The sequence below is a fragment of the Agrobacterium sp. MS2 genome (genome assembly GCF_003261015.1).
GTDB lineage: Bacteria > Pseudomonadota > Alphaproteobacteria > Rhizobiales > Rhizobiaceae > Agrobacterium > Agrobacterium pusense.
This window is the reverse complement of record NZ_QLNF01000086.1, coordinates 186255-211621: the sequence shown is the minus strand read 5'-3', so window position 1 is coordinate 211621 and position 25367 is coordinate 186255. Positions and strand designations below refer to the sequence as shown.

Annotated in this window: 22 protein-coding genes and 1 pseudogene; 14 read left to right on the top strand and 9 right to left on the bottom strand. The window is 60.0% G+C overall.

The features are described from left to right. Positions 1-353: 353 nt before the first annotated feature. From DOU54_RS23870 to DOU54_RS23860, 3 genes are read left to right on the top strand one after another with little or no spacing between them, the layout of a single operon-like run. Positions 354-704, top strand: a complete 351-nt coding sequence (locus tag DOU54_RS23870) for a DUF3088 domain-containing protein (protein ID WP_006698441.1) — start codon at positions 354-356, stop codon at positions 702-704. Between the two features lie 38 nt (positions 705-742). Then, the gene (locus DOU54_RS23865) at positions 743-2338 is read left to right on the top strand and encodes an ABC transporter substrate-binding protein (RefSeq protein ID WP_113731907.1); all 1596 of its coding nucleotides are present in this window, start codon (positions 743-745) and stop codon (positions 2336-2338) included. A 39-nt stretch (positions 2339-2377) separates the two neighbouring features. Beyond that, positions 2378-3730 (top strand): LLM class flavin-dependent oxidoreductase, encoded by a 1353-nt coding sequence (locus DOU54_RS23860; protein WP_064263473.1) that lies wholly within the window; start codon positions 2378-2380, stop codon positions 3728-3730. Positions 3731-3746: 16 nt separating this feature from the next. On the opposite strand, the gene DOU54_RS23855 is transcribed toward DOU54_RS23860, so the two are convergent. The 7 genes from DOU54_RS23855 to DOU54_RS23825 form a co-directional block, all read right to left on the bottom strand. Beyond that, positions 3747-4718, bottom strand: coding sequence for a LysR substrate-binding domain-containing protein (locus tag DOU54_RS23855; RefSeq protein ID WP_113731906.1), 972 nt, complete (start codon positions 4716-4718; stop codon positions 3747-3749). A gap of 31 nt (positions 4719-4749) precedes the next feature. Further along, a complete protein-coding gene (locus DOU54_RS23850; protein ID WP_113731905.1) occupies positions 4750-5988 on the bottom strand; it encodes an acyl-CoA dehydrogenase family protein in 1239 nt (412 codons plus the stop codon). A 68-nt stretch (positions 5989-6056) separates the two neighbouring features. Beyond that, positions 6057-7112: an aldo/keto reductase gene (locus DOU54_RS23845; RefSeq protein ID WP_004445482.1), complete on the bottom strand. Its 1056-nt coding sequence runs from the start codon at positions 7110-7112 to the stop codon at positions 6057-6059. A gap of 18 nt (positions 7113-7130) precedes the next feature. Next, positions 7131-8066: an ABC transporter ATP-binding protein gene (locus tag DOU54_RS23840; protein ID WP_006698435.1), complete on the bottom strand. Its 936-nt coding sequence runs from the start codon at positions 8064-8066 to the stop codon at positions 7131-7133. Further along, positions 8044-9042: an ABC transporter ATP-binding protein gene (locus DOU54_RS23835; RefSeq protein ID WP_006698434.1), complete on the bottom strand. Its 999-nt coding sequence runs from the start codon at positions 9040-9042 to the stop codon at positions 8044-8046. The genes DOU54_RS23840 and DOU54_RS23835 overlap by 23 nt, the downstream gene beginning before the upstream one ends. Further along, the gene (locus DOU54_RS23830; protein ID WP_004445477.1) at positions 9039-10034 is read right to left on the bottom strand and encodes an ABC transporter permease; all 996 of its coding nucleotides are present in this window, start codon (positions 10032-10034) and stop codon (positions 9039-9041) included. Before DOU54_RS23830 ends, DOU54_RS23835 begins: the two co-directional genes overlap by 4 nt. After that, positions 10031-11020, bottom strand: coding sequence for an ABC transporter permease (locus DOU54_RS23825; protein ID WP_004445474.1), 990 nt, complete (start codon positions 11018-11020; stop codon positions 10031-10033). The genes DOU54_RS23830 and DOU54_RS23825 overlap by 4 nt, the downstream gene beginning before the upstream one ends. Before the next feature lie 269 nt (positions 11021-11289). On the opposite strand from DOU54_RS23825, the gene DOU54_RS23820 reads away from it, so the two are divergent. The 3 genes from DOU54_RS23820 to DOU54_RS23810 all read left to right on the top strand — a co-directional run bounded on the left by DOU54_RS23820 (position 11290) and on the right by DOU54_RS23810 (position 15213). Beyond that, positions 11290-12897 carry an ABC transporter substrate-binding protein gene (locus DOU54_RS23820; protein ID WP_037091315.1) on the top strand — a complete coding sequence of 536 codons (1608 nt, stop codon included), beginning with the start codon at positions 11290-11292 and terminating at the stop codon, positions 12895-12897. A gap of 109 nt (positions 12898-13006) precedes the next feature. Next, on the top strand, positions 13007-14038 hold the full coding sequence (locus DOU54_RS23815; RefSeq protein ID WP_035206899.1) for an ABC transporter substrate-binding protein: 1032 nt from the start codon (positions 13007-13009) through the stop codon (positions 14036-14038). Continuing rightward, positions 14035-15213: an acyl-CoA dehydrogenase family protein gene (locus tag DOU54_RS23810; protein ID WP_006698431.1), complete on the top strand. Its 1179-nt coding sequence runs from the start codon at positions 14035-14037 to the stop codon at positions 15211-15213. The genes DOU54_RS23815 and DOU54_RS23810 overlap by 4 nt, the downstream gene beginning before the upstream one ends. Positions 15214-15270: 57 nt before the next feature. On the opposite strand, the gene DOU54_RS23805 is transcribed toward DOU54_RS23810, so the two are convergent. Next, positions 15271-16341: an LLM class flavin-dependent oxidoreductase gene (locus tag DOU54_RS23805; RefSeq protein WP_113731904.1), complete on the bottom strand. Its 1071-nt coding sequence runs from the start codon at positions 16339-16341 to the stop codon at positions 15271-15273. A gap of 396 nt (positions 16342-16737) precedes the next feature. Between DOU54_RS23805 and DOU54_RS23800 the strand changes: the two genes are divergently transcribed. The 5 genes from DOU54_RS23800 (at position 16738) to DOU54_RS23780 (ending at position 20783) form a co-directional block, all read left to right on the top strand. Continuing rightward, entirely contained in the window at positions 16738-17340 is a 603-nt protein-coding gene (locus DOU54_RS23800) for an alpha/beta hydrolase (RefSeq protein ID WP_064263464.1), read from the top strand. Positions 17341-17529: 189 nt separating this feature from the next. Then, entirely contained in the window at positions 17530-17727 is a 198-nt protein-coding gene (locus DOU54_RS23795) for a hypothetical protein (protein ID WP_004445462.1), read from the top strand. 167 nt (positions 17728-17894) lie between these two features. Next, the gene (gene ssuD / locus DOU54_RS23790) at positions 17895-19064 is read left to right on the top strand and encodes an FMNH2-dependent alkanesulfonate monooxygenase (RefSeq protein ID WP_113732090.1); all 1170 of its coding nucleotides are present in this window, start codon (positions 17895-17897) and stop codon (positions 19062-19064) included. 180 nt (positions 19065-19244) lie between these two features. Next, entirely contained in the window at positions 19245-19790 is a 546-nt protein-coding gene (locus tag DOU54_RS23785) for a flavin reductase family protein (RefSeq protein ID WP_113731903.1), read from the top strand. A 48-nt stretch (positions 19791-19838) separates the two neighbouring features. Next, a complete protein-coding gene (locus DOU54_RS23780; protein ID WP_044459201.1) occupies positions 19839-20783 on the top strand; it encodes an acyl-CoA dehydrogenase family protein in 945 nt (314 codons plus the stop codon). Between the two features lie 30 nt (positions 20784-20813). On the opposite strand, the gene DOU54_RS23775 is transcribed toward DOU54_RS23780, so the two are convergent. Further along, positions 20814-21263 carry an RrF2 family transcriptional regulator gene (locus DOU54_RS23775; protein ID WP_004445456.1) on the bottom strand — a complete coding sequence of 150 codons (450 nt, stop codon included), beginning with the start codon at positions 21261-21263 and terminating at the stop codon, positions 20814-20816. A gap of 302 nt (positions 21264-21565) precedes the next feature. Here DOU54_RS23775 and DOU54_RS23770 point away from each other — a divergent pair, with 302 nt between their 5' ends. The 3 genes and pseudogenes from DOU54_RS23770 to DOU54_RS23760 form a co-directional block, all read left to right on the top strand. After that, positions 21566-22570: an LLM class flavin-dependent oxidoreductase gene (locus DOU54_RS23770; RefSeq protein WP_193603449.1), complete on the top strand. Its 1005-nt coding sequence runs from the start codon at positions 21566-21568 to the stop codon at positions 22568-22570. A 23-nt stretch (positions 22571-22593) separates the two neighbouring features. After that, positions 22594-23934, top strand: a complete 1341-nt coding sequence (locus tag DOU54_RS23765) for an LLM class flavin-dependent oxidoreductase (RefSeq protein WP_113731901.1) — start codon at positions 22594-22596, stop codon at positions 23932-23934. A 78-nt stretch (positions 23935-24012) separates the two neighbouring features. Continuing rightward, a pseudogene (locus DOU54_RS23760) lies at positions 24013-25017 on the top strand (amidohydrolase); the annotation flags it as partial. Between the last annotated feature and the right edge of the window lie 350 nt (positions 25018-25367).

Here is a 25367-nt window from a genome sequence, read left to right as displayed (position 1 = left end):
CCCAAGGCATCCTACGCCTTGTAGATCGCAGATGCTCGGGACAGGCCGGAGCATGACGAAGGAGAGGTTTTACGCCAACAGCATCTCACCTGAACCCGGCAATTCTGCCGGGTTTTTTATTGGCGAAACCCACCCTCCATCCTGTTTGCACCTTCGCGCGGCAAGCCTGTTTCAGGGAAAAACTTTGCGCATGAGACAGATCGGGTGAAACAGCGATACCATCCACGAAAATTTCGAAAAAATCAATTTCATCAATAATTTAGCGCAAAGCTTTTCTTCGTTTCCAAGCAAGAATTGCTTTCTGGACCCGCGCTATGGCCGCCTGCACTGTGAGCTGGAAACCTCACCCTCACATGATGGATGCCATGGCCAAGGATACGCTTTTTTTGATCGCTCCCGGTTTTGAAGACCCCAAGCACCCCGGTGTCCGGTTCGTCTGCCCGCATTGTAACCAGATCGAGGGTCTGCTCGCCGCGTTTCCTGACCTTGCCGCTGGGATCGACGTCCACCGCGTCGGGTTCCAGCGCCCACGTGAGGCGGTTATCGCCGTAGTGGGGGAGGAAAATCAGTCGCTGCCGCTGTTCATCTTCGCCGGCGACGCGCCTGCCGACGTCACGGTCAAGGGCGAGACGCATTTCATTCAGGACACCAAACGCATTTTGCAAATCCTCGCCGAGCGCCACGGGTTCCCGCAGCTTCATTGAGTTGCCGCCCCCGCATATCGGATTTTTCGGAGACAGACATGACCATTTCCAGACGCCAGTTTCATAAGATCGCACTTGCTGCCGGCGCATTCGTGGCGCTCCCGGGCGGTTCTTTCGCCGCGGCCGAAGAGCCGGTTTCGGGCGGCACGCTCAAGATCGTTTATTTTCCTGAGCCGACCCAGCTGGTGGCCATCAATACAAGCGCGGGCGGACCGCAGTTCATCGGCTCGAAGATTTATGATGGGCTTCTGACCTATGACTATGAGCTTTCGCCGAAGCCGAGCCTCGCGAGGGAATGGAGCGTTTCGGCGGACGGACTGGAATATGTTTTCTACCTCCAGCCGAAGGCCAAATTCCATGACGGCAAACCGGTAACATCGGCGGATGTGGAATTTTCCATTCTGCGGCTGAAAGAGGCCCATCCGCGCGGTCGGGCGACGTTTGCGAATGTCGAGAGCGTCGATACTTCCAATCCGCTGGTTGCAAAGGTGAAGCTCTCCAAGCCGGCGCCGGGCCTGATTACCGCGCTTGCGTCCTCTGAATCGCCCATCGTGCCGAAGCACATCTTCGAAACCTTCAAACCGACCGACAATCCCAAGCCTGCCCAGATCATCGGCAGCGGCCCCTTCGTGCTGAAGGAATGGGTGCCCGGAAGCCATATCCTGCTGGAGAAAAATGCCGACTACTGGGATGCGCCGCGCCCCTATCTGGAGCGCGTAATCATTCGCCTCATCAACGATGCGGGCGCCCGCGCGGCGGCGCTGGAAACCGGGGAAGGGGATATTGGCCCCAACCCTGTGGCGCTCGCCGACCTGGAGCGGCTGAAAGCAATCCCGACGTTGAAGGTGGATGACCGCATCTATGCCTATGCCGGCCAGCAGAACCAGCTGGTCATCAATCTTGAGAACGAATATCTGAAGGAACTGAAGGTCAGGCAGGCCATTGCCCACGCCATCGATGTTCCGGCGCTCATCGATACCGTGCTTTACGGTTACGCCGTGCCATCGCCGACGCCGATCAGCCCCGGTCTTGCAAAGTTCCACAATCCCGATATCGGTTTTGCCAAGTTCGACGTCGAGCAGGCGGAAAAATTGCTGGATGAGGCCGGTTTCCCGCGCAAGGAGGGCGGCAAGCGTTTCAAGCTCCGCGTCACCACCAACCCGTTCAATCCGCAGACCTATTCGGATTTCATCGCGCAGGCGCTGTCGAAGATCGGGATTGAGGCCGATATCCAGAAATTCGATTTCGGCACCTATGTGAAGGTGGTCTACACTGACCGCGCCTGGGACCTTTCGGTGGAATCCCTGTCCAACACTTTCGATCCGACGGCCGGCGTCCAGCGCGTCTACTGGAGCAAGAACTTCAAGATCGGCCTGCCATTCTCAAATGCCAGCCACTACGCCAATCCGGAGGTGGACCGGCTGCTGGAAGCGGCGGCCGTGGAGCCTGACATCGAGAAACGCGCTGCCTTCTTCAAGGAATTTCAGGCCGTTGTCGCGAAAGATCTTCCCGTCATCAATCTCGTCGCACCCATCCAGCCGGTCGTCGGCAGCGTGCGCATCAAGGATTATGCGACGGGGGCCGAAGGTCTCGGCGGCAATCTGGCCAGGGCATGGCTGACGAAGGAGGCGTGAGCCGCCGCAGTTGGTTCTTAGAGCAGTGAGGTCATTTCCATGAGCAGAAAATCCGAAAAGCTTGTTCTCAACGCCTTCATCTATCCGGGCGGACATCACGAAGCGGCCTGGCGGCATCCGGATTCGGAGCCGCACCGCGTCACCGATATCAGGCTTTATCAGGATATCGCCCGCAAGGCCGAGGCGGCGAAGCTGGATGCGATCTTCTTTGCCGATGCGCCGGTGCTGGATGCCAATATCCGCTATGCCGCCCGCCACCGGCTGGAGCCGATCACCATGCTGGCGGCGCTCGCCGCCGTCACCGAAAAGATCGGCTTCATCGCCACGGCGTCGACCACCTATTATGAGCCTTATAATCTCGCCCGGCTGTTTGCCTCTGTTGATCATATCAGCGGCGGCCGTGTGGGCTGGAACATCGTTACGACCTCGGCGGATGCAGCGGCCGGCAATTTCAACCTCCAGAAGCACCCGCCGCATGCCGATCGTTACCGTCAGGCCATCGAGTTCGTCGATGTGGTGACAAAGCTCTGGGACAGCTGGGAAGACGATGCCATCGTCGCCGACAAGGAAAGCGGACTGTTTGCCGAAACAGATCGCATCCATCCCGCCAATCACGATGGCGAATTTTATCGGGTGCGGGGCGCATTGAATGTGCCTCGTTCACCGCAGGGACGGCCAGTCTATGTTCAGGCAGGCTCCTCGGAGGAAGGCCGCGGTTTTGCCGCCCATTATGCTGAGGCAATCTTTACCGCGCATCAGACTCTGGAGAGTGCGCGGTCTTTTTATTCCGACATCAAGCGGCGTGTGGCAGCCACGGGGCGCAATCCCGCCCATGTGAAAATCTTACCCGGCATCAGCCCCTTCATCGCATCAACCGAAGAGGAGGCACGAAACCTTGAGGCCTCCTTCAACGATCTCATCCAGCCGGCATTTTCGCTTGGGCAATTGCAGCGCATCACGGGCATAGACCTGTCATCGGCCGATCTCGACCGGCCGCTGCCGCAGGAGGCCGTGGAAGCGACGCGCGCGCAGGCGAACAGCAGCCGCCATCAGCTGGTTCTCGACGTCATCGACCGGGAAAACCCGACGATCCGGCAATTGCTTCACCGGCTTGCCGGCGGGCGTGGTCACAAGGTCATATCAGGCACACCGGAACAGGTAGCGGACTGGATAGAGACCTGGTTTCGCGAGGGTGCTGCCGACGGATTCAATATCATGCCGCCATGGCTGAATGGCGGGTTTGATCTCTTCGTGGACGAGGTGGTGCCGATCCTCAAACAACGAGGCCTCTTCCGTGAGGATTATGAGGGCGACACGTTGCGTGATCACTACGGTCTGCCACGACCTGACAATATTTACGTGGCGAAAGAGCCGCAAAAGGAACGCGCCTGAGGTGGGACGGGCGTGTTCAGGCGGCGGCCTCAAGAGCGCGCATATCCTCGCGCAACAGAGCGAGTAGAGATGCGACCTCCGGCAGCCGCCGCCTGTCAGGACTGGTCAGGAGGTGATAGCGGCTGGCGGTCGGCTGCGGCGAGCCAAAAGGAGCGATCAGGCGGCCGCTTTTCAGTTCTTCCGAAATCAGCGAATGACGCACCAGGCCTATGCCGTGCCCGGATGAGATCGCTTCTATCAGCGCGGTCTGGCGTGAAAAACGCGGACCAGTTGCGGAAAGCCTGAGCGGAATGCGGCAGGCGCGAAGCCAGTTCGCCCACTCAAACGCCGGGTCAAGGCCATTACCACGCAGCAGCGCAAAGCCGATATCACGCAACCGCTCCGGTTCGTCCGCAAGGCCATGGCGGGCTGCAAAATCGGGGGTGCAGACGGCGCTGACGGTATCGGGAAATAGCGGCTCATGAATGAAGCCGGGAATTTGGGCGGCGGTGGCGACGATGGCGCAATCGGCATCAAAATGGGTGAGATCGACGGTATCGCCCTCGATGGATTCGATCGAAAGTTCGACGTCTCCGAGAGCCGGAACGATGCTTCCCAGCCGCGGCGCCAGCCAGCGGGCGGCAAAGCAACCTTCCGCCAGAACTTTCAACTGCGGCCGTGCATTCAAAACCATCAGGTCGGAAAGACTGCCGATCATGGTCTCGAAAGCGTCCGCCAGACCGGGATAAAGTGCGCTGCCGGCATCGGTCAGCACCAATTCACCGCGCTGGCGGCTGAAAAGCGGCTGGCCGAGGTGGGTTTCGAGAATTCGGACCTGCTGGCCGATGGCAGCGGTCGAAACATGCAGCTCCTCCGCCGCGCGTGAGAAGCTGGCGTGGCGCGCAGCCACGACAAAGGCGCGCAGGGCCGTCAGCGGCGGCAGGCGGGAAAGCGTGGGCAGGCGAAAAGCTGTCCGGCCGCCGGCGGGAGCGACAAACTCCGTTCTCATTGCTGCTTCTCCTTTGGCGGCTTCCGCACAGTCAGAACACCCGGCCTTCCCTGAGATGTGTCGTGGTGCCGTTGAGATAATAATCACCGATCACCCGCGCCTTGTGGGCAAGCGGATTGTGATTGTAGACGGTGCGGATATTGCGCCAGTGACGGTCGAAATTCCGGTCGGTGGATGTCGCCGAACCGCCCCCCAGTTCATAAAGGTTGGTGGCAACGGTCAGCGACAGCTGCGAGGCAATGATCTGGGTGCGGGCGGTGGCGAGCGAGCCTTCCAGCAACGCCGCCTCGATCGCCTCTTCATTGCCGGTGGCGAAGGCGGCCGCGGTACGGTCGAGCGTTCGGGCTGCTTCGCGGATAAGGGTTTTCACCGCGAAGGCGCCGGCGCTGATTTCGCCGAGCATCTTCTGCACGAAGGGGTCCTGATTGGCGGTTTCGGCGCTGCTGTGAAGCGTGGTGCGCGCCTGGCGCAAAACATACTCCACGCCATCATTCAGCGCGCCCTGAACGGCGCCAGCGGCCGAAGCGGCGAGGTGCAGCTGCCGCATGGCCGAACTGTGCCGGCCAATCTGGCTGCCGAGCTTACGGGTCGTCAATTCATGCGGCAGCACCTCGACATTCTCGAGCAGAACACCGCCGCTCGCTGTCATGCGCTGGCCCATGCTGTCCCAGTCATCGAGGATGGTGATACCCTGGCGATCAAGCGGAATGAGCACGCCGATTGGTTGCTCGTCATCGCCGATAGCGCTGAAAGTGCCAAAATCGGCAAAGGCGGTGCCGGTTGCATACCATTTGCGACCGTTCAGCCGGTAACGGTCGCCCTCGGCGCTGAGCCGTGTGGTGATTTCGCCGGGGCGCTTGGTGCCCTGTTCGGTGCTGGCGCCAGCGAAAAGCTTGCCGGCGAGCACGTGTTCAAGATGCCGCCGGTCTTCCAGCTCGATGGGTGTGAGAGCGAGGTTTTCGGTAAAATTGAAATGGCTGCGAAGCGCGTGCGGAATATTGCTGTCGGCTTCGCCGAGGATCATCAGCACCTCGATATAGTCCGCAATCGAGCCGCCGGGTCCGCCCTTGGCTTCGGGAATACGCAAGGTGCCGATCTTCGCCTCTTTGATGAGGGCGAAGATATCGTAAGGAAGTTCCCGCTGGCGTTCCCGGCGGGCGGCATCCTTTGCCGCAACAGCCGCAATGTCCCTGGCCCGGGCCAGAATCTCGTCACGGCTCGGTACGCCGGAATTGTCGGTGGTGGTTGTCTGCAGTTTCGGAGTGGACATTGCGGTTTTCCCTGAGCGGATGTGAGGGCCTGCGGCACAGCGCGCCGCAGGCATGGTCTTCTGGACGATCAGGCGACCGCGCGCGGCTTGAGCGCCGGGCGGTGCGCGGCTTCAAGATTGCGCGGCACACGGCCTTCAACGGGGTGGCTCGGATCGTTGAAACCGGGTGTGGAGGGATGGCCTGTCGTGACGAGGCTGTCGACCAGCGCTTCATCTTCCGCATCGATCTTCACATCGAGTGCGCGAATATATCCGTCCCAATGCTCTTCGGTGCGCGGGCCAGTGATGGCGGCGGTGACGAACTTGTTGTTCAGCACCCAGGCGAGTGCAAAATCGGCTGCCGAAACACCCTTCGAAGCGGCATGCGCTGCGACCTTCTGGGCGATCTCGACCGATTCCGGACGCCATTCGGTTTCCAAAACGCGCTTGTCGCCACGGCCGACGCGGGTATCGGCGCCCGGCTGTTCGCCCGGCTGGTATTTGCCGGTCAGCACACCGCGGGCGAGCGGCGAATAGGAGACCACGCCAAGGCCATAATGATTGGCCGCCGGCAGCTGCTCGGCTTCGGCCGTGCGGTTGACGATGTTATAGAGCGGCTGACTGGCAACCGGCCGGTCGATGCCGAGCTGGTCGGCCAGATGCGAAATTTCGGCAATGCGCCAGCCGCGGAAATTCGACACGCCGAAATAGCGCAGCTTGCCGGCGCGGATGAGGTCTGCAATGGCGCGCACCGGCTCTTCCAGCGGCGCATCGAACACGGCGCGGTGGAAATAGAGGATGTCAATGTAATCGGTGTTGAGGCGGCGCAGCGAATTTTCGACCGTTTCGATCACCCATTTGCGCGAATGGCCGCCAAGGTTCGGGCCCTTGGTATGGGAGTTGACGAATTTCGTGGCCAGAACCCAGTGATCGCGCGTGGCCTTGATGCCGCGCCCCACGACCTCTTCCGACTTTCCATCATGATAGACATCGGCCGTGTCGATGAAATTGATGCCCTGTTCGCGAGCCTTGTCGATGATGCGGAAGGCCACGTCATCCGGCGTCGGGCCTCCGAACATCATCGTGCCGAGGCTCAGCGGTGAAACTTTCAGCGCGCTGCGTCCGAGATAGCGATAGTCGACCATTATGGTTGCTCCTTCAGTTTATTGGGCATGGTGGCAGGCCACGGCGTGGTTCTTGCCGAAAAGGGTATAGTCAGGTGCTTTTTCGCGACAGAGATCGGTGGCGAGCGGGCAGCGTGTATGGAACCGGCAGCCGGATGGCGGATTGTGCGGGCTCGGCAGATCGCCCGAAATGGGGGCCGCCTGCTTGCGGCGGGCGGGATCCGGAACGGCGGCGAGAAGCGCGCGGGTATAGGGGTGTTTCGGGGATGCCCAGAGTTCCGATGTGGGCGCGCTTTCGACGATCTTGCCAAGATACATGACCAGCACACGATCGGAAAAATAACGCACCACGGAAAGGTCGTGCGAGACGAAGAGATAGGACAGCGAAAGCCGCTTCTTCATCTCCACCAGAAGATTGAGAATCTGCGCCTGTATCGAAAGATCGAGCGCCGAGACCGGCTCGTCACAGACGACCAGTTCCGGTTCCAGAACAAGTGCGCGGGCAATGCCGATACGCTGGCGCTGGCCGCCCGAGAATTCATGCGGATAACGGTCGAGTGAATCCGCCGGCAGGCCCACCTGCGCGACGATGGCTTCAACGATCTCCCGCTGGCGCGCCCGGTCTCCTATGCCGTGCACCTTCAACGGCCCGGTAAGGATGGTGCGCACCGTCTGGCGGGGATTGAGCGAGGCAAAAGGATCCTGAAAGATCATCTGGATGCGGCGGCGAATGCCGCGCAGTTCGGACGATGTCATTGCGGTCACATCCGCACCCTTGAAGGTGATCCTGCCGGAAGACGGTTCGACCAGTCGCATCAGGGACTTGCCGAGCGAAGACTTGCCGCAACCGGATTCGCCCACCAGGGCAACGGTTTCACCCGCCTCGATATCAAGCGACACGTCATCGACGGCGCGCACCGTGCCGCGTCCGCCCGTATAATGGGTGGAAAGACTATGCACCGACAAGAGCGCCATTGGGTATCTCCTGAGATGTTGGAGCAACGAAGGGGCAGGCGGCGTAACGGCCGTCTGAAATCTGCCTCAGCGGTGGTACATATTGCCCGCAGAAACCGCGGGCGCTCGGACAGCGCGGCCGGAAGGCGCAGCCGCGTTCCCCCGTGGCGGAAACGATGGAGCCGGGAATTTCGATGAGCGGCCCATCGCGATAATGCTGGCCGTCTTCGGCGCGCGGCGAGGCGGCAAGCAGGCCACGCGTATAGGGGTGGTAGGGATTGGAGAAAACCGGTTCCGGCAGCCCTTCCTCCACCTTGCGTCCGGCATACATCACCATCACCCGGTCCGCCCATTGCGCCACGATGCCGAGATCGTGGGTGATGAGGATGACGGCCATGTTGAGATCACGGCGCAGATTGTCGAGCAGCTGGAGTATCTGCGCCTGTATCGTCACGTCGAGCGCCGTCGTTGCCTCGTCGGCAATCAGCAGTTTCGGATTGCAGGCAACGCCGATGGCGATCATCACGCGCTGACGCATACCGCCGGACAGCTGGTGCGGATAATCATCCACTCTACGGCTGGCATCGGGAATGTTGACGAGGTCTAGGAGCTCAATGGCCCGTTTGCGGGCCTGATGCCGGTCGATCTTCTCATGGATGCGCAGCACCTCGATGATCTGTTCGCCAACGGTCAGAACCGGGTTCAGCGAGGTCATAGGCTCCTGAAAGATCATGCCGATATCGCGACCGCGAATGCCGCGCCATTGTTTTTCCGAAAGCGGCAGCAGATCGCGCCCTTCGAGCAGAACCCGCCCGCCCGTCTTGGCGTGGGAGGGCAGGAGGCCGATCAGGCCGAGCGCCGTCAGGGATTTGCCCGAGCCGCTCTCTCCGACGATCGCCAGCATTTCACCGGGGCTGACATCGAAACTGACGCCTTTGACGGGCTGGGCAGAGCCGAAGCTGACGGAGAGATCATGGACTTCAATCAGTTTGCTCATCGGCGTTCTTCCGAAAAACGGGGGTTGAGCGCATCGTTGAGGCCATCGCTGATGAGGTTAAGCGAAATGACGGTGAAGACGATGGCGAGGCCGGGAAGGGCGGTCAGATACCAGGCGGTGCGGATGACATCGCGGCCAGACCCGATCATCGAACCCCAGGAAACGCGGTTGGGGTCACCAAGGCCCATGAAGGAAAGTGCTGCTTCCATGAGGATTGCGCCCGCTACCATGACCGAGGAGGTGACGATGATCGGCGGCAGCGCGTTGGGCAGGATTTCCTGAAACACGATGCGCGCATGGCCGTAACCGAGGCTGCGCGCGGCAAGCACGTAGTCCTTCTCGCGGATGGCGCGGAATTCCGCGCGGGTGAGGCGTGCCACCAGTGGCCAGGTGATGATGCCGATCGCCGAGGTGACCGTGGTGACTGAAGGCTGGGCGATGGCGACGAGCACGACCAGCAGCACGAAATTCGGCAAGGTCTGGAAGATTTCGATGAGCTTGACGAGGATATCGTCAATGATGCCGCCGAAATAACCGGCGAAAGCACCAACCGCGATGCCGATGGTGAGCCCGATCAGTGTCGCCACGACACCGACGGTGAGTGAGATGCGCGCACCATGCACGATGCCTGCCAGAACATCCCGGCCCATTGAATCTGTGCCAAGCGGATAGGCCGCGTTCTGGCCGGGCCACAGGAACGGGCGGGCCACCATTTCCAGGGGATCGCCGGGATAGATCAAGGGGGCGATCAGCGCGGTAACGATGACGGTCGCGAGAAACAGCAGCCCTACGATGGCGTTGGGATTGGTGAGGAAGATTTTCAGTTCCCGCCGCAGGCCGCGCCGGGGCACGGAAACGGAGCGGGCCGAGAGCGCATCCGGCGCATGGATATAGGGCCAGGTCTTTTCTTCGGGCTTCTTCGGTTTGGGGCTGGTTTCTTCAGCGCCGAGTTCGGCCGTGTCGAGAACCGCTGATGTATGGGAGGAATTCATCGGCTTTCTCCAATGCGGGGGTCAAGCCATGCCTGCAACAGGTCCACGGCTGCATTGACGATGATAACGACGAGGGAGGAGAGAAGCAGAATGCCGAGCAGAACGCTGAAATCCCGCGCCATGACGGCTTCGAAAGCAAGGCGGCCAAGGCCGGGCCAGCTGAATACGGTTTCGACCACGACAGCACCACCAAGCAGGCCGCCAATATGCATGCCGGCCATGGTTGTGATGGGGATCAGCGCATTGCGCAGAATGTGGCGTGTGGTCAGCCTGATCGGTGAAACGCCCTTGGCACGAGCGGTGCGCACATAGTCCTGCGACTTCACCTCCAGCATCGCCGCGCGAGTGAGGCGGGCGTAGATCGCCAGAAAATAAAGTGCCAGCGACAGGGCGGGGAGGACAATATAGCGCAGCCGGTCCAGCAGGGCGGAAAACCCGGTGAGGCTGCTGCCAATGGTGCTGTCGCCACCCGAGGGAAGCCAGCCGAGCTTCACCGAAAAGGTAAGGATCAGCATCAACCCGATCCAGAAACCCGGTACGGAATAAAAGATCAACGAGCCGATGGAAATGATCCGATCAGGCAGCTTGCCGGAGAAAAGCGCCATGATGGAGCCGAGAAACACGCCGACGAAAATCGCAATGCCGAGCGCCGCGCCCATCAAGGCAAGCGTGCCCGGCAGGCGCTGACCGATGAGATCAGCCACCGGCATGCCGTAGCGCGGCGAAAATCCGAGGCTGAACTGGGCGAGATTGCCGAGATAATTCATCAGCTGGTGCAGGACCGGCAGGTCCAGCCCGAAACGATTGCGGATTTCCGCCATGGTTTCGACGGTCGCCGAACCCGCTTCCGCAGCCAGCACATCTGCGGCATCGCCCGGCGCTAACTGCAGCAGGAAGAAGTTCAGAATGACGATACCGAGAACCGTCGGGACGGCCTGAATGGCCACCCGTTTCGCCTGCGATAAAATCCTTTTCGAATTTGACATCGGCTCCAGTCCGCAATCGTTAAAACATAAATCCGCTGGTGAAGGCACGAACATTAGTTGACTAATTTTATGGAATTTGTCAAAGAGTAATAGAATTATTTTCTGAAATTTACGGAAAATAGCGCCATAAAGAAAAGATAATTCCCATTATTGAGAATGGTTGGTTCACTATCCCAATCTCGTTCTCGTCCGAGGAACAAACTTCTTCCCAAGCGCAAGAGTTCAGTTTCGCCGGTTTTTTGCCGGTTCAATCAAGGAGAGGGTATCGCATGACTGTTTTCAACCAGACGACGCGGCGGGGATTTCTGCTGGCGTCGGTCGCCCTTGGCGTGGTGTCTTTGCCTGGGCTGAAGCTTCGCGCGGCAGAGCCTGCCAGTGGCGGAACAGCCACGTTGCTTATCTCGTCGGAACCGCCGGTGCTGACGACGATTGCGCACACGGCCTATAATTCCGTCTATATATCACCGAAGGTCACCGAGGGTCTGCTGACCTATGATTTCGATCTCAATCCCAAGCCGCTGCTGGCAAAATCATGGGATGTGAGCGCGGATGGCCTGCGTTACACCTTCAAGCTGAGACCCGGCGTTAAATGGCATGACGGCAAGCCCTTCACATCCGCCGATGTGGCGTTCTCCATCAACGCCATCAAGGAAGTGCATCCGCGCGGCCGCAACACATTCCTCAATCTGACTGCCGTCGAGACGCCGGACGAGCTGACGGCGGTGCTGGTGCTTTCCAAGCCCGCGCCCTACCTCATTACGGCGCTCGCCGCCGCTGAAACGCCGATCGTGCCGAAACACCTCTATGAAGGGACGAAAGTGACCGAAAACCCGGTCAATCTCGCACCCGTTGGCACCGGCCCGTTCAAGTTCAAGGAATGGGTACGCGGCAGCCATATCGTTTTCGAGCGCAATGCCGATTATTGGGATGCGCCGCGCCCTTATCTCGACAAGCTCATCGTACGCTTCATTCCTGATGCTTCCGCCCGCGCGATTGCCATTGAAACAGGCGAAATCGATCTCGCGCCCAGCACCCCGGTTGCCTATAGCGATCTCGACCGTTTGAAGGAGCTTCCGAGCCTCGGCTTCGAGACCAATGGCTATCAATATACCAACTCGATCAGCCGCGTGGAGTTCAACCTTGAAAAGGATGTCTTCAAGGACGTTCGCGTGCGCCGCGCTTTCGCGCATGTCATCGACCGCAACGTCATCTTCAACACCGTCAACTATGGTTACGGCGCGACGATCACCGGGCCGATCAATCCGAAGCTCACGAAATGGTTCGTGGATGATCTGAAGACCTATCCGATCGATCTGAAGGCCGCCGAAGCGCTGCTCGATGAGGCCGGATACAAGCGTGGTGCCGATGGCATCCGTTTCAAGCTCAATTTGGATTACGTGCCGAGCACCGAGGCCTATCCGCGCGGCGCAGATTATATTCGCCAGGCGCTGGCGAAAGTCGGCGTTGATGTGACAGTGCGCACGCAGGACTTCGCCACCTACACCAAGCGTATCTACACGGATCGCGACTTCGATTTTGCCTATGAGGGCATGAGCAATCTCTTCGATCCGACCGTGGGTGTGCAGCGGCTTTATTGGTCAAAGAACTTCAAGAAGGGCGTGCCTTTCTCCAATGGCGCGGCTTACAGCAATCCCAAGGTGGATGCACTTCTTGAAGCGGCCGCCATCGAGATCGATCCCGACAAGCGCGTTGCGCAATGGAAGGAGATCCAGCAGATCCTCGTCGAGGATGTGCCGGCCATCGACATCGTCGCAGCACCTGAAATCACCATCTACAACAAGCGTATCGCCGATCACACCATCGGTGCCGAAGGTGTGGCGGGAAGCCTCGCCTTCGCGCATATCGCCGCATCCTGATCGTCTCACCAGACCCGGCTCGCCCCTGCGGCGGGCCGGGATGTCTCCCTTCAGCCGACGGGCGCCGCAGCTTCGCTTTCCGGTGCCATCGTTTCATTGAGGCCATTCCATGAGCACGTCACTTTCTGAAATCTGGTACACACGCTGCCCGGTGCCCACGCCAGTGGGGCTCGCGGCGCAGCTGGGTTATCTCGAGCAGACCTTCAAAGAGGCCGGCATAGCGCTGAAATCCATCATCGACTCACCTGACCGCTCCGTTCGCCAGAGCCATTTCAACCACACGCTGGAATGGTCGTTCCGCCATGGCGGCAATGTGCCGCCTATCCGTGCCCGCTCGGAAGGGCGCAATACGCGTCTCATCGGGGTGACGTGGACGGATGAGTTTCAGGCGATCATTACCCTGCCGGAAACCGGTATCCGTTCGCTTGCCGATCTCGTCGGTCGCCGTTTCGGCGTGCCGCGCCGGCCGGAGGGCATCGTCGATTTCATGCGGGCGACGGCGCTGAAGGGCATCGTTTCGGCGCTCTCGCTGGAAGGGCTGAAGGTCGGGGATATCGAACTCACAGATATTGTCATCAAGGATTCGGTGCTCGCCTCGCAGGAAGGGCCGTCGCTGTTCGGCCTGAAGCGCCGGCAATCCTTCGGCGAGGAGATCATCGCGCTCCTGCGGGGCGAGGTCGATGCGATTTTTGTCAAGGGAACGGCTGGCATCGCCGCCGCGAACCTGATCGGTGCGGTGCAGGTTGCGGAGTTCGGTTTTCACCCCGATCCGAAGATACGCATCAATTCCGGTTCACCCCGGGTGTTGACGGTGGATGGGCGGCTTGCCGATGAGCGTCCCGATCTGGTGGAGCGGCTGGTTGCCGCCATCGGCAAAGCCTCGCTCTGGGCGGAGCAGCACCCAGAGGAGACGCGCCGTTTCATCGCGCGTGAGGCTGGGGCGACGGAAGAACAGGTTCTGGCCGCCAACGGCGCGGAGGTTCACCGCCATCTTGGCCTTGGCCTCGATGCCGAGCTTGTCGGTGCCGTGGGCCATTACAAAGACTTCCTGCACCAGTGGGGCTTTCTCGAAAACGACTTCAATCTTGAGGACTGGATCGATGATCGTTTCGTTACGGCGAATGAAAGGGCGGTGGCATGAGCGTCGCACTTTCCGCCGTTCCGAACGCGTCGGCGCAGCCCGCCGATCCGGTCGCCGTGGCAACCGCGCTGGCCGAAGATTTCAGCCTGACGGCTGCGGACCACGACAAGAGCGGTGAATTCGCTGCGGGTAATTTCGAGGCGCTTTTCAGATCAGGCCTGCTCGGTCTTGTCACGGCTGAAAAGGATGGCGGCTGGGGCGAGGGCATGGAAACGACCCATGCCGTCATCACAACCATCGCCAAGGGCGATCCATCGACCGCTCTCATCCTCGCCATGCATTATAGTGTCCATGCCGCGATCCGGCGCGGCAAGTGGCCGGCGGCACTGGCCGCAAGGGTGCTGGCCGCCAATGGCCGGGAATTGGCACTCCTCAACAACGCGCAGGCAGAGCCGGGTGTCGGTTCGCCGGCCCATGGCGGCCTGCCGGAAACAACGGCGCGAATTGAGGGCGACGTCTGGGTCGTCAACGGCCGCAAGAGCTTCGTGACTGGCCTGCCGGGCCTGAAATGGGCGATCGTGCTTGCCGTGACGACGGAAGAGACGCCGCGCCTCATCCAGCTTCTGGTTCCTCTCGACGCGACTGGAATCACCCAGGAAAAGGCATGGGAAGCGACCGGCATGTACGCCACCGCCAGTCATGATCTGGTGTTGGAGGACGTCAGGGTGCCACTTGCCGATATCGTGGCCGAGCAACCGGCGGATGAGCCGCTGCGGCGCGATGAAGTGGACGGTTACAATTTCTTCGTGCTGCTGGCTTCCGTCTATCACGGCGTCGCGCTCTCGGCGCGGGACGATCTGCTGCGCCATCTTAATGGCCATGTTCCGGCGAGTCTCGGGGCACCGCTGTCCTCCATCCCCCGCATTCAGGAAGGTCTCGGTCAGATCGAAGTATTGCTGGCGGCGAACAGACGCCTGCTTGCGTCCGTCGCCCGGGATATCGATGTCGGGGAGAGAGTGGGAACCGATGCACTGGCCGTTCGCCATGTCGTGATTGACAATGCGGTGGCGGTGACGGATCTGGCTTTGGAACTGGGCGGCAACCGCGGCCTGCGCCGGGACTACAATCTTGAGCGCCATCACCGCGATGCCATCACGGCACGGGCGCATGCGCCGCAGAGCCATATGATCCGCACGATCCTTGGCCGCCAGAGCATCAAGGCAGCCGGCGGCTGACCGGAGAAGGCATTGGGCGGTCCTGTTTTAGCAGGGTCGCCCGGCAGCGTCACCGCATCAATCCCGCAGCAGCGGCAGCAGCCTGTCGCCCTGCCGCTCAATTTCTTTCAGATAGGGCGTATCGGACAGCACGAAATGGGTGATCCCCAACGCACGATACTTCTTGAGCGACGTTGCGACATCTTCCGCTGATCCTACAAGCCAGGTCGTCCCGGCGCCGCCGCCACCGAATTTGCCCGGAGCGGTGTAAAGATTGTCGTCCAGCACGTCGCTCTGCCGGTGCAAGTCCAGAAGGCGGCGCTGGCCGACTGCGACTGCCTGAAGATGGTCGTTCCAGCGCACGCCATTGTTTGCGGCCATCTCGGCAACCTTTGCTTCCGCATCGCGCCACGCCTCGGCGGTCGTTTCGCGCACCAGGGTGGTGATCCGCAGGCCGAATTGCAGCGGCGGCAGATCGCGGCCGAGCGTTTCACTGAGGTACCTGAGCCGTTCTATCCGCTCACGCACACCGGCGAGCGGCTCTCCCCAGAAAAGCTGCACGTCGGCCTCGGTTGCGGCAACCTGCTCGGCTGCTTCGGAAGCGCCGCCGAAATAGAGTTTGGGATGCGGCCTGCCTTCGCGCGGCACGATGCGCGGCAGGACAGTGGAGTTCTTCACCCGGAAATGCTCACCTTCGAATGAGACGTTTTCCTCCGTCCAGAGGCGCCGCACCAGCCGCATGAATTCTTTCGTGCGGGCATAACGCTGCGCCTGATCGCCTTCTTCGTCGCCATAGGCCGCAAGCTCATCCCTGCCGGAGACGATGTTGATCCTGACCCTGCCACCCGAAAGCTGGTCGAGAGTGGCGGCTGCCGATGCGAGGTTGGCCGGTTTCCAGTAGCCGGGGCGGATGGCGATCAGCGGTTCGAATGTGGTGGTGCGCGCAGTAAGCGCCGCCGCCACCGTGAACGTGTCGGGTCTTCCCCAACCCGTGCCGACCAGCGCGCCTTTCCAGCCATGGGTTTCAAGCGCCCTGGCATGGCCCGTCAACGTGTCGAGACTGTTGTGATTATCGCTGACGGCATCGCCACGGTGACCGGGTTTGACGTCATTGGGGATGTACCAGAGAAATTCGCTCGTGCTGCTCACATTATCCGCCTGAATTTTCGTTTGTGGTGCGGCGGAGCGGCTCTGCGAAAGCCCGGCCTCTGCCACTTGGGCTACGGGAAGCGCAAGCCTACCCACGTGCGAGAATGGCAAAGCGGCGACGGCCCGGCGAAGCAGCGACGTTTCTTTTGTTGTCCGGCAGAGGAAAAGCTTTCCGTCTGGGAAGCCTAAATTGCACATATTTTCTATATAAAAAATTTGAGGAAATGATTTCCTCTGACGGACATTATCTTGGGGACCGAGAACGTATTTTCTGAACTATCGGATTTGTCTGGATCGTTTTTCCTCGTGCATCCAAAAGGTGAGCAAGGCCATAGTCGACTGGAATCATAAAATTCACCATGCTTGGTGCACTCGCACACAACCTACGGAGCAGGCATGTGTACCACCTTGATTGTTCCTGGCCTGAATGGTTCGGATGAAGGGCACTGGCAGCGACATTGGTTGCTGGATGATCCCGATGCCCAACTGGTTGATCAGGACAATTGGCAATGCCCGGTTCTCGACGACTGGCTTGACCGTCTGGAGGCAGCGCTGGCGACCGTCGAAAGTGCTTATATCGTCGCCCACAGCCTCGGTTGCCTGTTGGTGGCGAATATGGCGTCTCGACCCTCCGCCGCAAAGATCAGGGGCGCGCTTCTGGTTGCACCCGCTCATCTCGACCGCGTGGAGGCGATGCATCCCTGTATTGTGCGGTTCGGCGCATTTCCGCAGCAGCCGCTTGCTTTTCCGAGCCTCGTCGTGGGCAGTATGAACGATCCCTACATGGATGCCGAAGAGCTCTCGCGCAGTGCCAGCCTGTGGGGGAGCGATCTCATCAATCTCGGCGCCGTCGGGCATATCAATATTGCCAGCGGCTACGGACGATGGCCCGAGGGTTATGCTCTGCTCGAACGGCTGAAGATGGGTAACGCACCCGCAAAGGCGGGGACCCGATCGAGGTCGAACACACTGAGTGCGCTCAGTGATGCGTATTTTTGAAGAGAAGAGTGGCCGTTTGCGGTCCATGTACTGCCATTGGCCGTCGGAAACGGATTTTTTCCCTCACGCCGCAAGCTTGGTCCACATTTGCCGATGATCCTCTAATTATAGAATAGTAATTTTATCGAAAATATTGACGATTTTGGATGATCGCCTGAGGATGGAGTGAGTAGAGCAAAGGAGGCGCACATGCCACAGGGACTTCATGCGTTTACTTTCGATCTGTTCGGTTTGACCCGGCGTCAGCCGCGTGACGAGGAACAGGTCAGCCTTCATCCCTTGGACCATTCCGGACGTATCAGGCGAGAAAAAAGCGATCTCGAACTCGAGCGGGAAGAAATCTGCGAAATGAATTTTGCAATGCTCGGCCTTTACCCGGTCTTCTGACGCGATTGGCGAAGGCTTCGTTTCGCTTCGCAGGGCGGGTTATCCGGGAGAGAAACTCTCCATGCCGAATGGAAATTGGAACAAAATTTCTTAAACGCGCCGGGGAATTGGCTACCCTTTATCATCAAAACGCATTGCCCGAAGGGCGGATTGCAAAGGACCAGCCGATGAGCACAGCCGACAAACCCCTCGATTTTCTTTGGTTCATTCCCTCGTCGGGCGACGGTAGTTATCTGGGCTCCGACGATCTCGCGCGTCCTGCCGATCCCGGCTATTTTCGCGAAATCGCGCAGGCTGCCGATCGGCTGGGTTATTCCGGCGTGCTCATTCCAACCGGCGTCGCCTGCGAGGAATCCTTCATTCTCGCGGCCAATCTTGCGGCTTATACCGAGAAGCTGAAATTCCTCGTTGCCATCCGTCCGGGCGTCGCGTCACCCGCCTATTATGCCCGGCTGGCCTCCACGCTTGATCGTGTTTCCCATGGACGGCTGCTTCTCAACATCGTGGTTGGCGGCAGCGCGCAGGAACTGGGCGGCGACGGCATTTTCCTGCCGCATGACGAACGTTACGACCACGCCGACGAGTTCTTCCAGGTTTTCAATTCACTGATCGAAACCGGCAAGGGGAGCCTGGACGGCAAATATATCAAGGCGGTGGACGCAAGGCTCGGCCTGCCGCCGGTACAGGAGCCGCGCCCGCCGCTTTATTTCGGCGGCTCTTCCGATGCCGGCATCGAGTTTTCGGCTGGTATCACCGACAAATATCTCACCTGGGGCGAGCTTCCGGCACAAGTCGCTGAAAAAATCGCCAAGGTACGTGCGGCCGCCGCCCAAAAGGGCCGCGAGGTAACCTTCGGCATTCGCCTGCATTTCATCGTGCGTGAAACCGACGAGGAGGCCTGGGCCGATGCCGACAGGCTGATTTCGAAGCTCTCCGACGAGACCATTGCGTCTGCTCAGGAAGTATTCTCCAAAGCGTCGGATTCCGTCGGGCAAGCGCGGATGCAGGCGTTGCACAATGGCCGACGCGACCGGCTCGAGGTTTCCCCGAACCTGTGGGCGGGCATCGGGCTCGTCCGTTCGGGCGCCGGCACGGCGCTGGTCGGTTCGCCTAAGACGGTTGCGGCGAGACTGCGGGAATATCAGGCGCTCGGCATCGATACCGTCATTGCGTCCGGTTATCCTCATCTTGAGGAAGCCTATCGCGTTTCCGAACTGTTGTTCCCGGAAATCGGGCTCGGCGGACCGCGCGATCAGATCCGCTCGTCATTCGGAACGAAGCAGGTCTTTGGCGGCGGTGGCCATGGCGGCAACGTCAAGCTTGTATCCGGGTCCTGAATGGCCTGCGAAAGGCAGGCCATTCTCCTTCTGCCTCGTATCCTGCGGCAGGCTGCAACGGCGCAGAAGCATATAAAACATTATTTCTATAGAATTTTGTCATTATGGAAAAAGGTGCCTGTTTCCCACCCTATCGCCGCTGTTAGCTATTGAACAAATCAGCTTTTTCAGGAGCCACCGATGACATTGCAATATGCGGCCAAGGATCAACAATTCATCAATCTCCGTGACCCCGTTGCCGGCAAGGCTCCGGATGCCGACAGCCTCAAGGCGGCGCTGAGAACACTGGGCGGCGGCGTCAGCGTGATCACGGCGGGGGAAGGGGAGGCCCGAACGGGTGCGACCGTAACCTCGGCCACGGCGCTGTCGGTCGATCCCCCCAGAATCCTTGTCGCGCTCAATCGCTCCTCGTCCACATGGCCGGTCGTGCAGCGTTTCGGTCATCTCGCCGTGAACATCATCGGCCCAAACCATCAGTTCATCGCCAACCAGTTCGCCGGCATCGGCGGCCTAAAGGGTGCGGATCGTTATCGCGGTACTGAATGGACCCGGCTGGCGAGCGGCGCGCCCATTCTCGAGGATGCTGTCGCGGCGATCGACTGCACCATTGAGGAAGCGATCGAACGGCATAGCCATGTCATCGTGATCGGCAAGGTGGAGGCGATCCGCGTCGGCTCCGGCTACTCGCTGGTCTATCAGAACGGGCGTTATCATTCGCTGGGTTAAGCGTCGGCCGCCGGCGCGTTACTTTGTCATTGTTTGAGGGAGTTGAGCATGGGATCCGTCACGCCTCTCGGCGAAAGACTTCGTTTCGTTCCTCCACGCCTTGGCGCGGATATCGATGTGCTGACCGTCGCACGGGCAATCGCCGCGAACTGCGGGGTTGAAAGTCCAGGACACATCCACGCTCGGATTGCCCGTTCCGGCCTTCTCGCTCTTTCCGTTCCAACGGAGCTCGGTGGAGCGGATATCACCAATGACATTCTGTCACAGGCGCTTGCCATTATTTCAGCAGCCGATGCCGAGGCGGCGCAGGGCCTCGTTGAACATTTCACTGCCCTTGAGTTCATCAGGAATGCGGGCAGCGAAGAGCAGCGCAGGGCGCTTTTCGCCCGTCTCGATCTTGGCGAGACATTCGGACTGGCAACGTCTGCCGCGAATCTGGACCAAGCGGTTACGGTGACGGAAGACGACTACGCCCTGCGGCTTCCCGACGACGTTGTTGGGTCGGTGAGGGGCGACGCGGACTGGATCGTCGTGCCAGCGGTCAATACGTCCGGGCAGCCCTTGCTTATCGTCTTGCGCAATCGCCCCAATACGTCGTGGGAGGGTCTGTTGCGTGCCGATCAGGTTGTGTTCCTGGCTCAGGGCGCCGGAAATCTGGCCACTTCCGTTTCAACTCTTTTGAGGGCCGCAGTGGCGTTAGGACAAAAGCAGGGTGAGCTTTCGTCCCTGCTGATCGACAGGCTGGCGGATAAGGGTGCGGCACGACCCGTCATAGGGGAAGTATTTCTCGCCATCGAACTCCTGAGGGCGCAGATAGCAAGCCTTGCGGCCAATATCGATGCGGCACAGGTTGGTGCAGAAAACGTCACCTTTCGCTCGGTTCGCAACAATGCCATCACGCTTCAAATCCTGATGGCGCGCCTCGGTCTTGTCGAAGGCGTCAGCGAAGACGGATTGATCGCTTCGCTGGAGGACGATCTGCGCAGGCAATGAGTAGATCGCGAATGACCGACCGTTCGAAATCTATTGACCGGCCGGAATGGCGTGGGCGTCCTGCCCGTCCTTCTCCACGAATTGCGCAAGCGTCATATTGTCCAGAATCGTTGCGATGGCGTCACGCACGTCCGTCATCGAAAGTCTGACCTGACAGGTCTCCGGATCATCGCAGTCGTCACAGGCTTCAAAGGCTGTGCGACTTGCGCAGCGGATGGGCGCCAGAGGACCGTCCAGCGTGCGGATAACCTGGCCGATCATGATTTCCGACGGCATTTTCGACAGTGAATAACCGCCATTGGGCCCCTTCTTGGAGCGCAGGATCCCGCTATTGCGCAGTTCCAGAAGAATGGTGTCGAGAAATTTTTTCGGGATGTTGTTACGGCTCGCAATCTCTGTCACGAAGGCGGTTTCGCCCTGGGGCAACCGCGCCAGATCGACAAGTGCCTTTAGTCCGTATTTGCCTTTTTTGGTCAACATCACATGATCCGAAAGAGAGACGGCACATTTTACAGCGCCTCGCCATATTATTCCTGAGTTACTAAGTAGTTTTTACCGAATTTCGGCGCAAGCCCGTTTCGCCTTCGTTGGTGCTGAAAGCGGCCAGTTGCAACGTTATTTTAAGGTGACCCTCCGCGTTGCGGATGGCTCGCGCCTGCGCCGGCTTTCCGCGACACCACTGAAAACAATATTTTCTCTCATCGCGCCGCAACGTGGAACGATCATCCTTTATTAGTATATAAAATCCGTAGACAAAGTATGCATCAAAGACACGCGAGGTGATGATGTATACGCTCAGTTTGCTGGACAAGAGCCCTGTTCCAACGGGTGAGGACGCGGCGAGTGCGTTCCGCGACACTATCAATCTCGCGAGACGTGCCGAAGAGCTGGGCTACCGCCGTTTCTGGGTGGCCGAGCATCACAATTCGCCGGAACTAGCCGGGTCCGCGCCGGAAGCGCTGGTTGCGTGGATATTGGCGAAGACCTCCCATATCCGCGTAGGCTCAGGCGGTGTCATGCTGCAGCACTACAGCCCTTACAAGGTTGCCGAGGTTTTCAACGTTTTGTCGTCGCTCGCTCCTGGCCGGGTTGATCTCGGCATCGGTAAGACACCGGGCGGGCTGCCGCTCGCGACGTCAGCCTTGCAGCAGGCCTATGATCCTGCCCGCAAACCGGATTTTGAAGCGGCCTTCGGCGAGCTTACCACATTCCTGTCCGGCGCCGCGCCGCACGAACACGCGCAGGCCGGATTGCGGGCAACTCCCGTACCGCCGGTCGCTGCGGAACGATTCCTGCTCGGCGCCAGCCCGGAAAGCGCAAGGCTTGCCGCTTCACGCGGGTGGAATTTCGTTTTTGCCGGCCATCTCAATGGCGACGTGGAGGTTCTCCGCCGCAGCCTTTCGGCTTTCCGTGAAGAAAGCGGCGGAGTTGCCCCGGTCCTTGCACTGTCAGCGTTTGCTGCCAGCGACCCCGCCCATGCCGCGCGGCAGGTCGAAGGTCAGCGCATTTACCGGGTGTTCCTCAGTGATGGCAGGGCCTTCAATCTGGGCCGGCGTGAACAGGCGGAGGAATTTGCCCGCCAGTCCGGCGATGCCGATTACCGCATCGAGGAGCGCAAGCCCAATGTCCTGCATGGCAGGCCGGAGGATATTCACAAGGCGCTTCCCGCGCTTTCCGAAGAGCACGGCATCGAGGAATTCATCATCGAGCCGCCGCATGTCGGGGCCGATCAGCGGCTTGCCTCGATCGAACTCTTGGCCACGCACCGCCTTTCCCGGGCGGCGTGATTTAGTCCTCAGGAGGAAATGACATGACGAGAAAGAAAATCCGTTTCGGCATCATGCTTCAGGGCCCCGGCGGGCATATGAACGCCTGGCGGCATCCCAAAAGCCCAGTTGACGCTAGCGTCAATTTCGAGTTTTTCAGGAAGAATGCGTTGAAGGCGGAGGCGGCCGGTATCGCCTTCGCTTTCGTGGCGGACGGGCTTTACATCAACGAAAAGTCGATCCCTCATTTCCTTAACCGGTTCGAGCCGCTGACGATCCTTTCAGCGCTGGCCGCGGTGACCTCGAAGATCGGTCTCGCCGGAACCGTTTCGACCTCCTATAGCGACCCCTTCACCATCGCCCGCCAGTTTGCTTCGCTCGATCTCCTGAGCGGTGGCCGCGCCGGATGGAATGCGGTGACGACACCTCTCGAAGGCACGGCGAAGAACTACAGCCGCAATCATCCTGAACATGCGCTGCGTTATGAGATTGCCGACGAATATCTCGAAGTCATCAAGGGTCTGTGGGACAGCTGGGACGATGATGCCTTTGTGCGCAACCGTGAGACGGGGCAATTTTTCGACCGCACCAAACTTCACACCCTCGGCCATAAGGGCCGGTTTTTCCAGGTGGAAGGCCCCTTAAACATCCAGCGTTCGCCGCAGGGGCAGCCGGTAGTGTTTCAGGCCGGCTCATCCGATGCCGGCATCGGTCTTGCGGGCAAGCACGCTGATGCGGTCTTCACCAATTCCGCTTCACTTGAGGAAAACCAGACCTTCCTGAAGCGAGTCAAGCAGAGTGCCGTCGCGCAGGGCAGGTCCGCTGCCGATGTGAAGATCTTCCCAGGTATCGGACCGATTGTCGGCGAAACCCAGGAAGAAGCGGAGGCGAAATACGACGTTATCCGCAACCTCATCACAATCGAGGAGGCGCTCGCCTATCTCGGCCGCTTCTTCGATCATCATGATTTCAGCGTCTATCCGCTGGATGATCCTTTCCCTGACCTGGGCGATATCGGCAAGAACAGTTTCCGTTCAACGACCGACCGCATCAAGCGTCGCGCCAAGGAAAAGAACCAGACGCTGCGCGAGGCTGCACTGGAGGCGGCGACCCCGCGTGAAGGCTTCATCGGTACACCGGACAAGGTGGCTGACGAAATCATCCGCTGGGTGGAGCACGACGCTGCGGACGGCTTCATTCTCGGTTTTCCCGTGATCGCCGAAGGGCTGGATGATTTCATCCGCCTTGTCATTCCTGTGCTGCAGCGGCGGGGTTATTTCGATCCGCATCTGGACGGGGCGACGCTGCGCGACCATCTCGGGCTGCCTTTCCGGGAAAGTGTCTACGCCCGCGGCGAAAGCGGTTCAGACAAGGCCATCGCATAAGATCGCGGCCGGAGGGCGACCCGGCCGGCGCAGACTTTCAGGACGCGGCGCGTAAAGGGTCGTGCAGGAGATAGAACCATGAACATCCACATTGACGGCGCGCGTCCGCAGGACGACGCCGAACGGGGAATCCTTGCCTTCATCGAAGAGAGCATCGCCATCCGGCGCGATCTCCACCGGCATCCGGAGCTCTCGCTGAAGGAGAAACGCACGGCCGCTCTCATCGCCCGTTATCTTCTGTCTTTCGGATATGAGGTGACGGAGGGCGTCGGCGGCCATGGCGTTGTGGCGACCCTCAAGCGCGGCCATGGCGAAAAACGCCTCGGTATTCGCGCCGATATCGACGCGCTGCCCATTGCCGAGGAAACCGGCCTTGCCTATGCCAGCGACACGCCGGGTGTCATGCATGCCTGCGGTCACGACGGCCATACGACCATCCTGCTCGCAGCAGCCCGTTATCTTGCCGAAACCTCGAGTTTTTCCGGCACGTTGACACTGATCTTCCAGCCCGCCGAGGAAATCGGCGCCGGCGCGAGGGCGATGATAAAGGACCGGCTGTTCGAACGCTTTCCGGTCGACGCCGTCTTTGGCCTGCATAACTGGCCGGGTGTCGAGGCGGGCCAGTTCGGTTTCGTCGAAGGTCCTGCCATGGCCTCCGTCGACAAGGCGAAGGTGCGGATTGTCGGAAGGGGCGGACACGGGGCAGCGCCGCACGAAACGGTCGACCCGGTTCTCGCCTCGGCAAGCTTCGTCACCGCGCTGCAAAGCATCGTTTCACGCAATGTCGATCCGCGCGAGATGGCGGTGCTGACGGTTGGCTCCATTCATGGCGGGACGGCTTCGAATGTCATTCCCGAGAGCGTCGAACTGCAGATCACTGCACGCGCCTTCTCGCCGGTCGTGCGCGACAGGCTGGAGGAGCGGCTTCCGGCGCTGGCAAAGGCGCAGGCGGAAAGCTTTGGCGCAAAGGCCGAGGTTGCTTATGCACGGGGTTTTCCGCCCGTCATCAATCATGCCGTTCAGACGACTTCCGCTTCGCGTAAATCACAAGGGCGCATCCATCCGGGTGCCCTTCAAATCGCGCCAAACCCGCCGATTTCGGCGGGTTTGTGCTTGAGGGAGCCTGGTATGAGTGGCCCACCCTGTCGGCAAAGATGAAGTAAGAAACCGTCTTCGTCATTGGCCCCCGGGGGCCGGAGAGCACGCTGTCGCCAATATTGCTGCAGCGGACGTGCTGACCGGCGCTGGCGCTGGACGGGATCGCCCATATTCGGACGGCGACCTGTTGGACGGCCAGCGTCGAACCAGCTGCGGGGGGATATCTCAAATCATAATCGATGTAGGGGAGGGCGGTTTTCATCGCCGATGCGTGTGATGACTCATGAATTTTCTTGATCGATTGTCGCAAATGCACGCGCAAGATTGACGTTTTT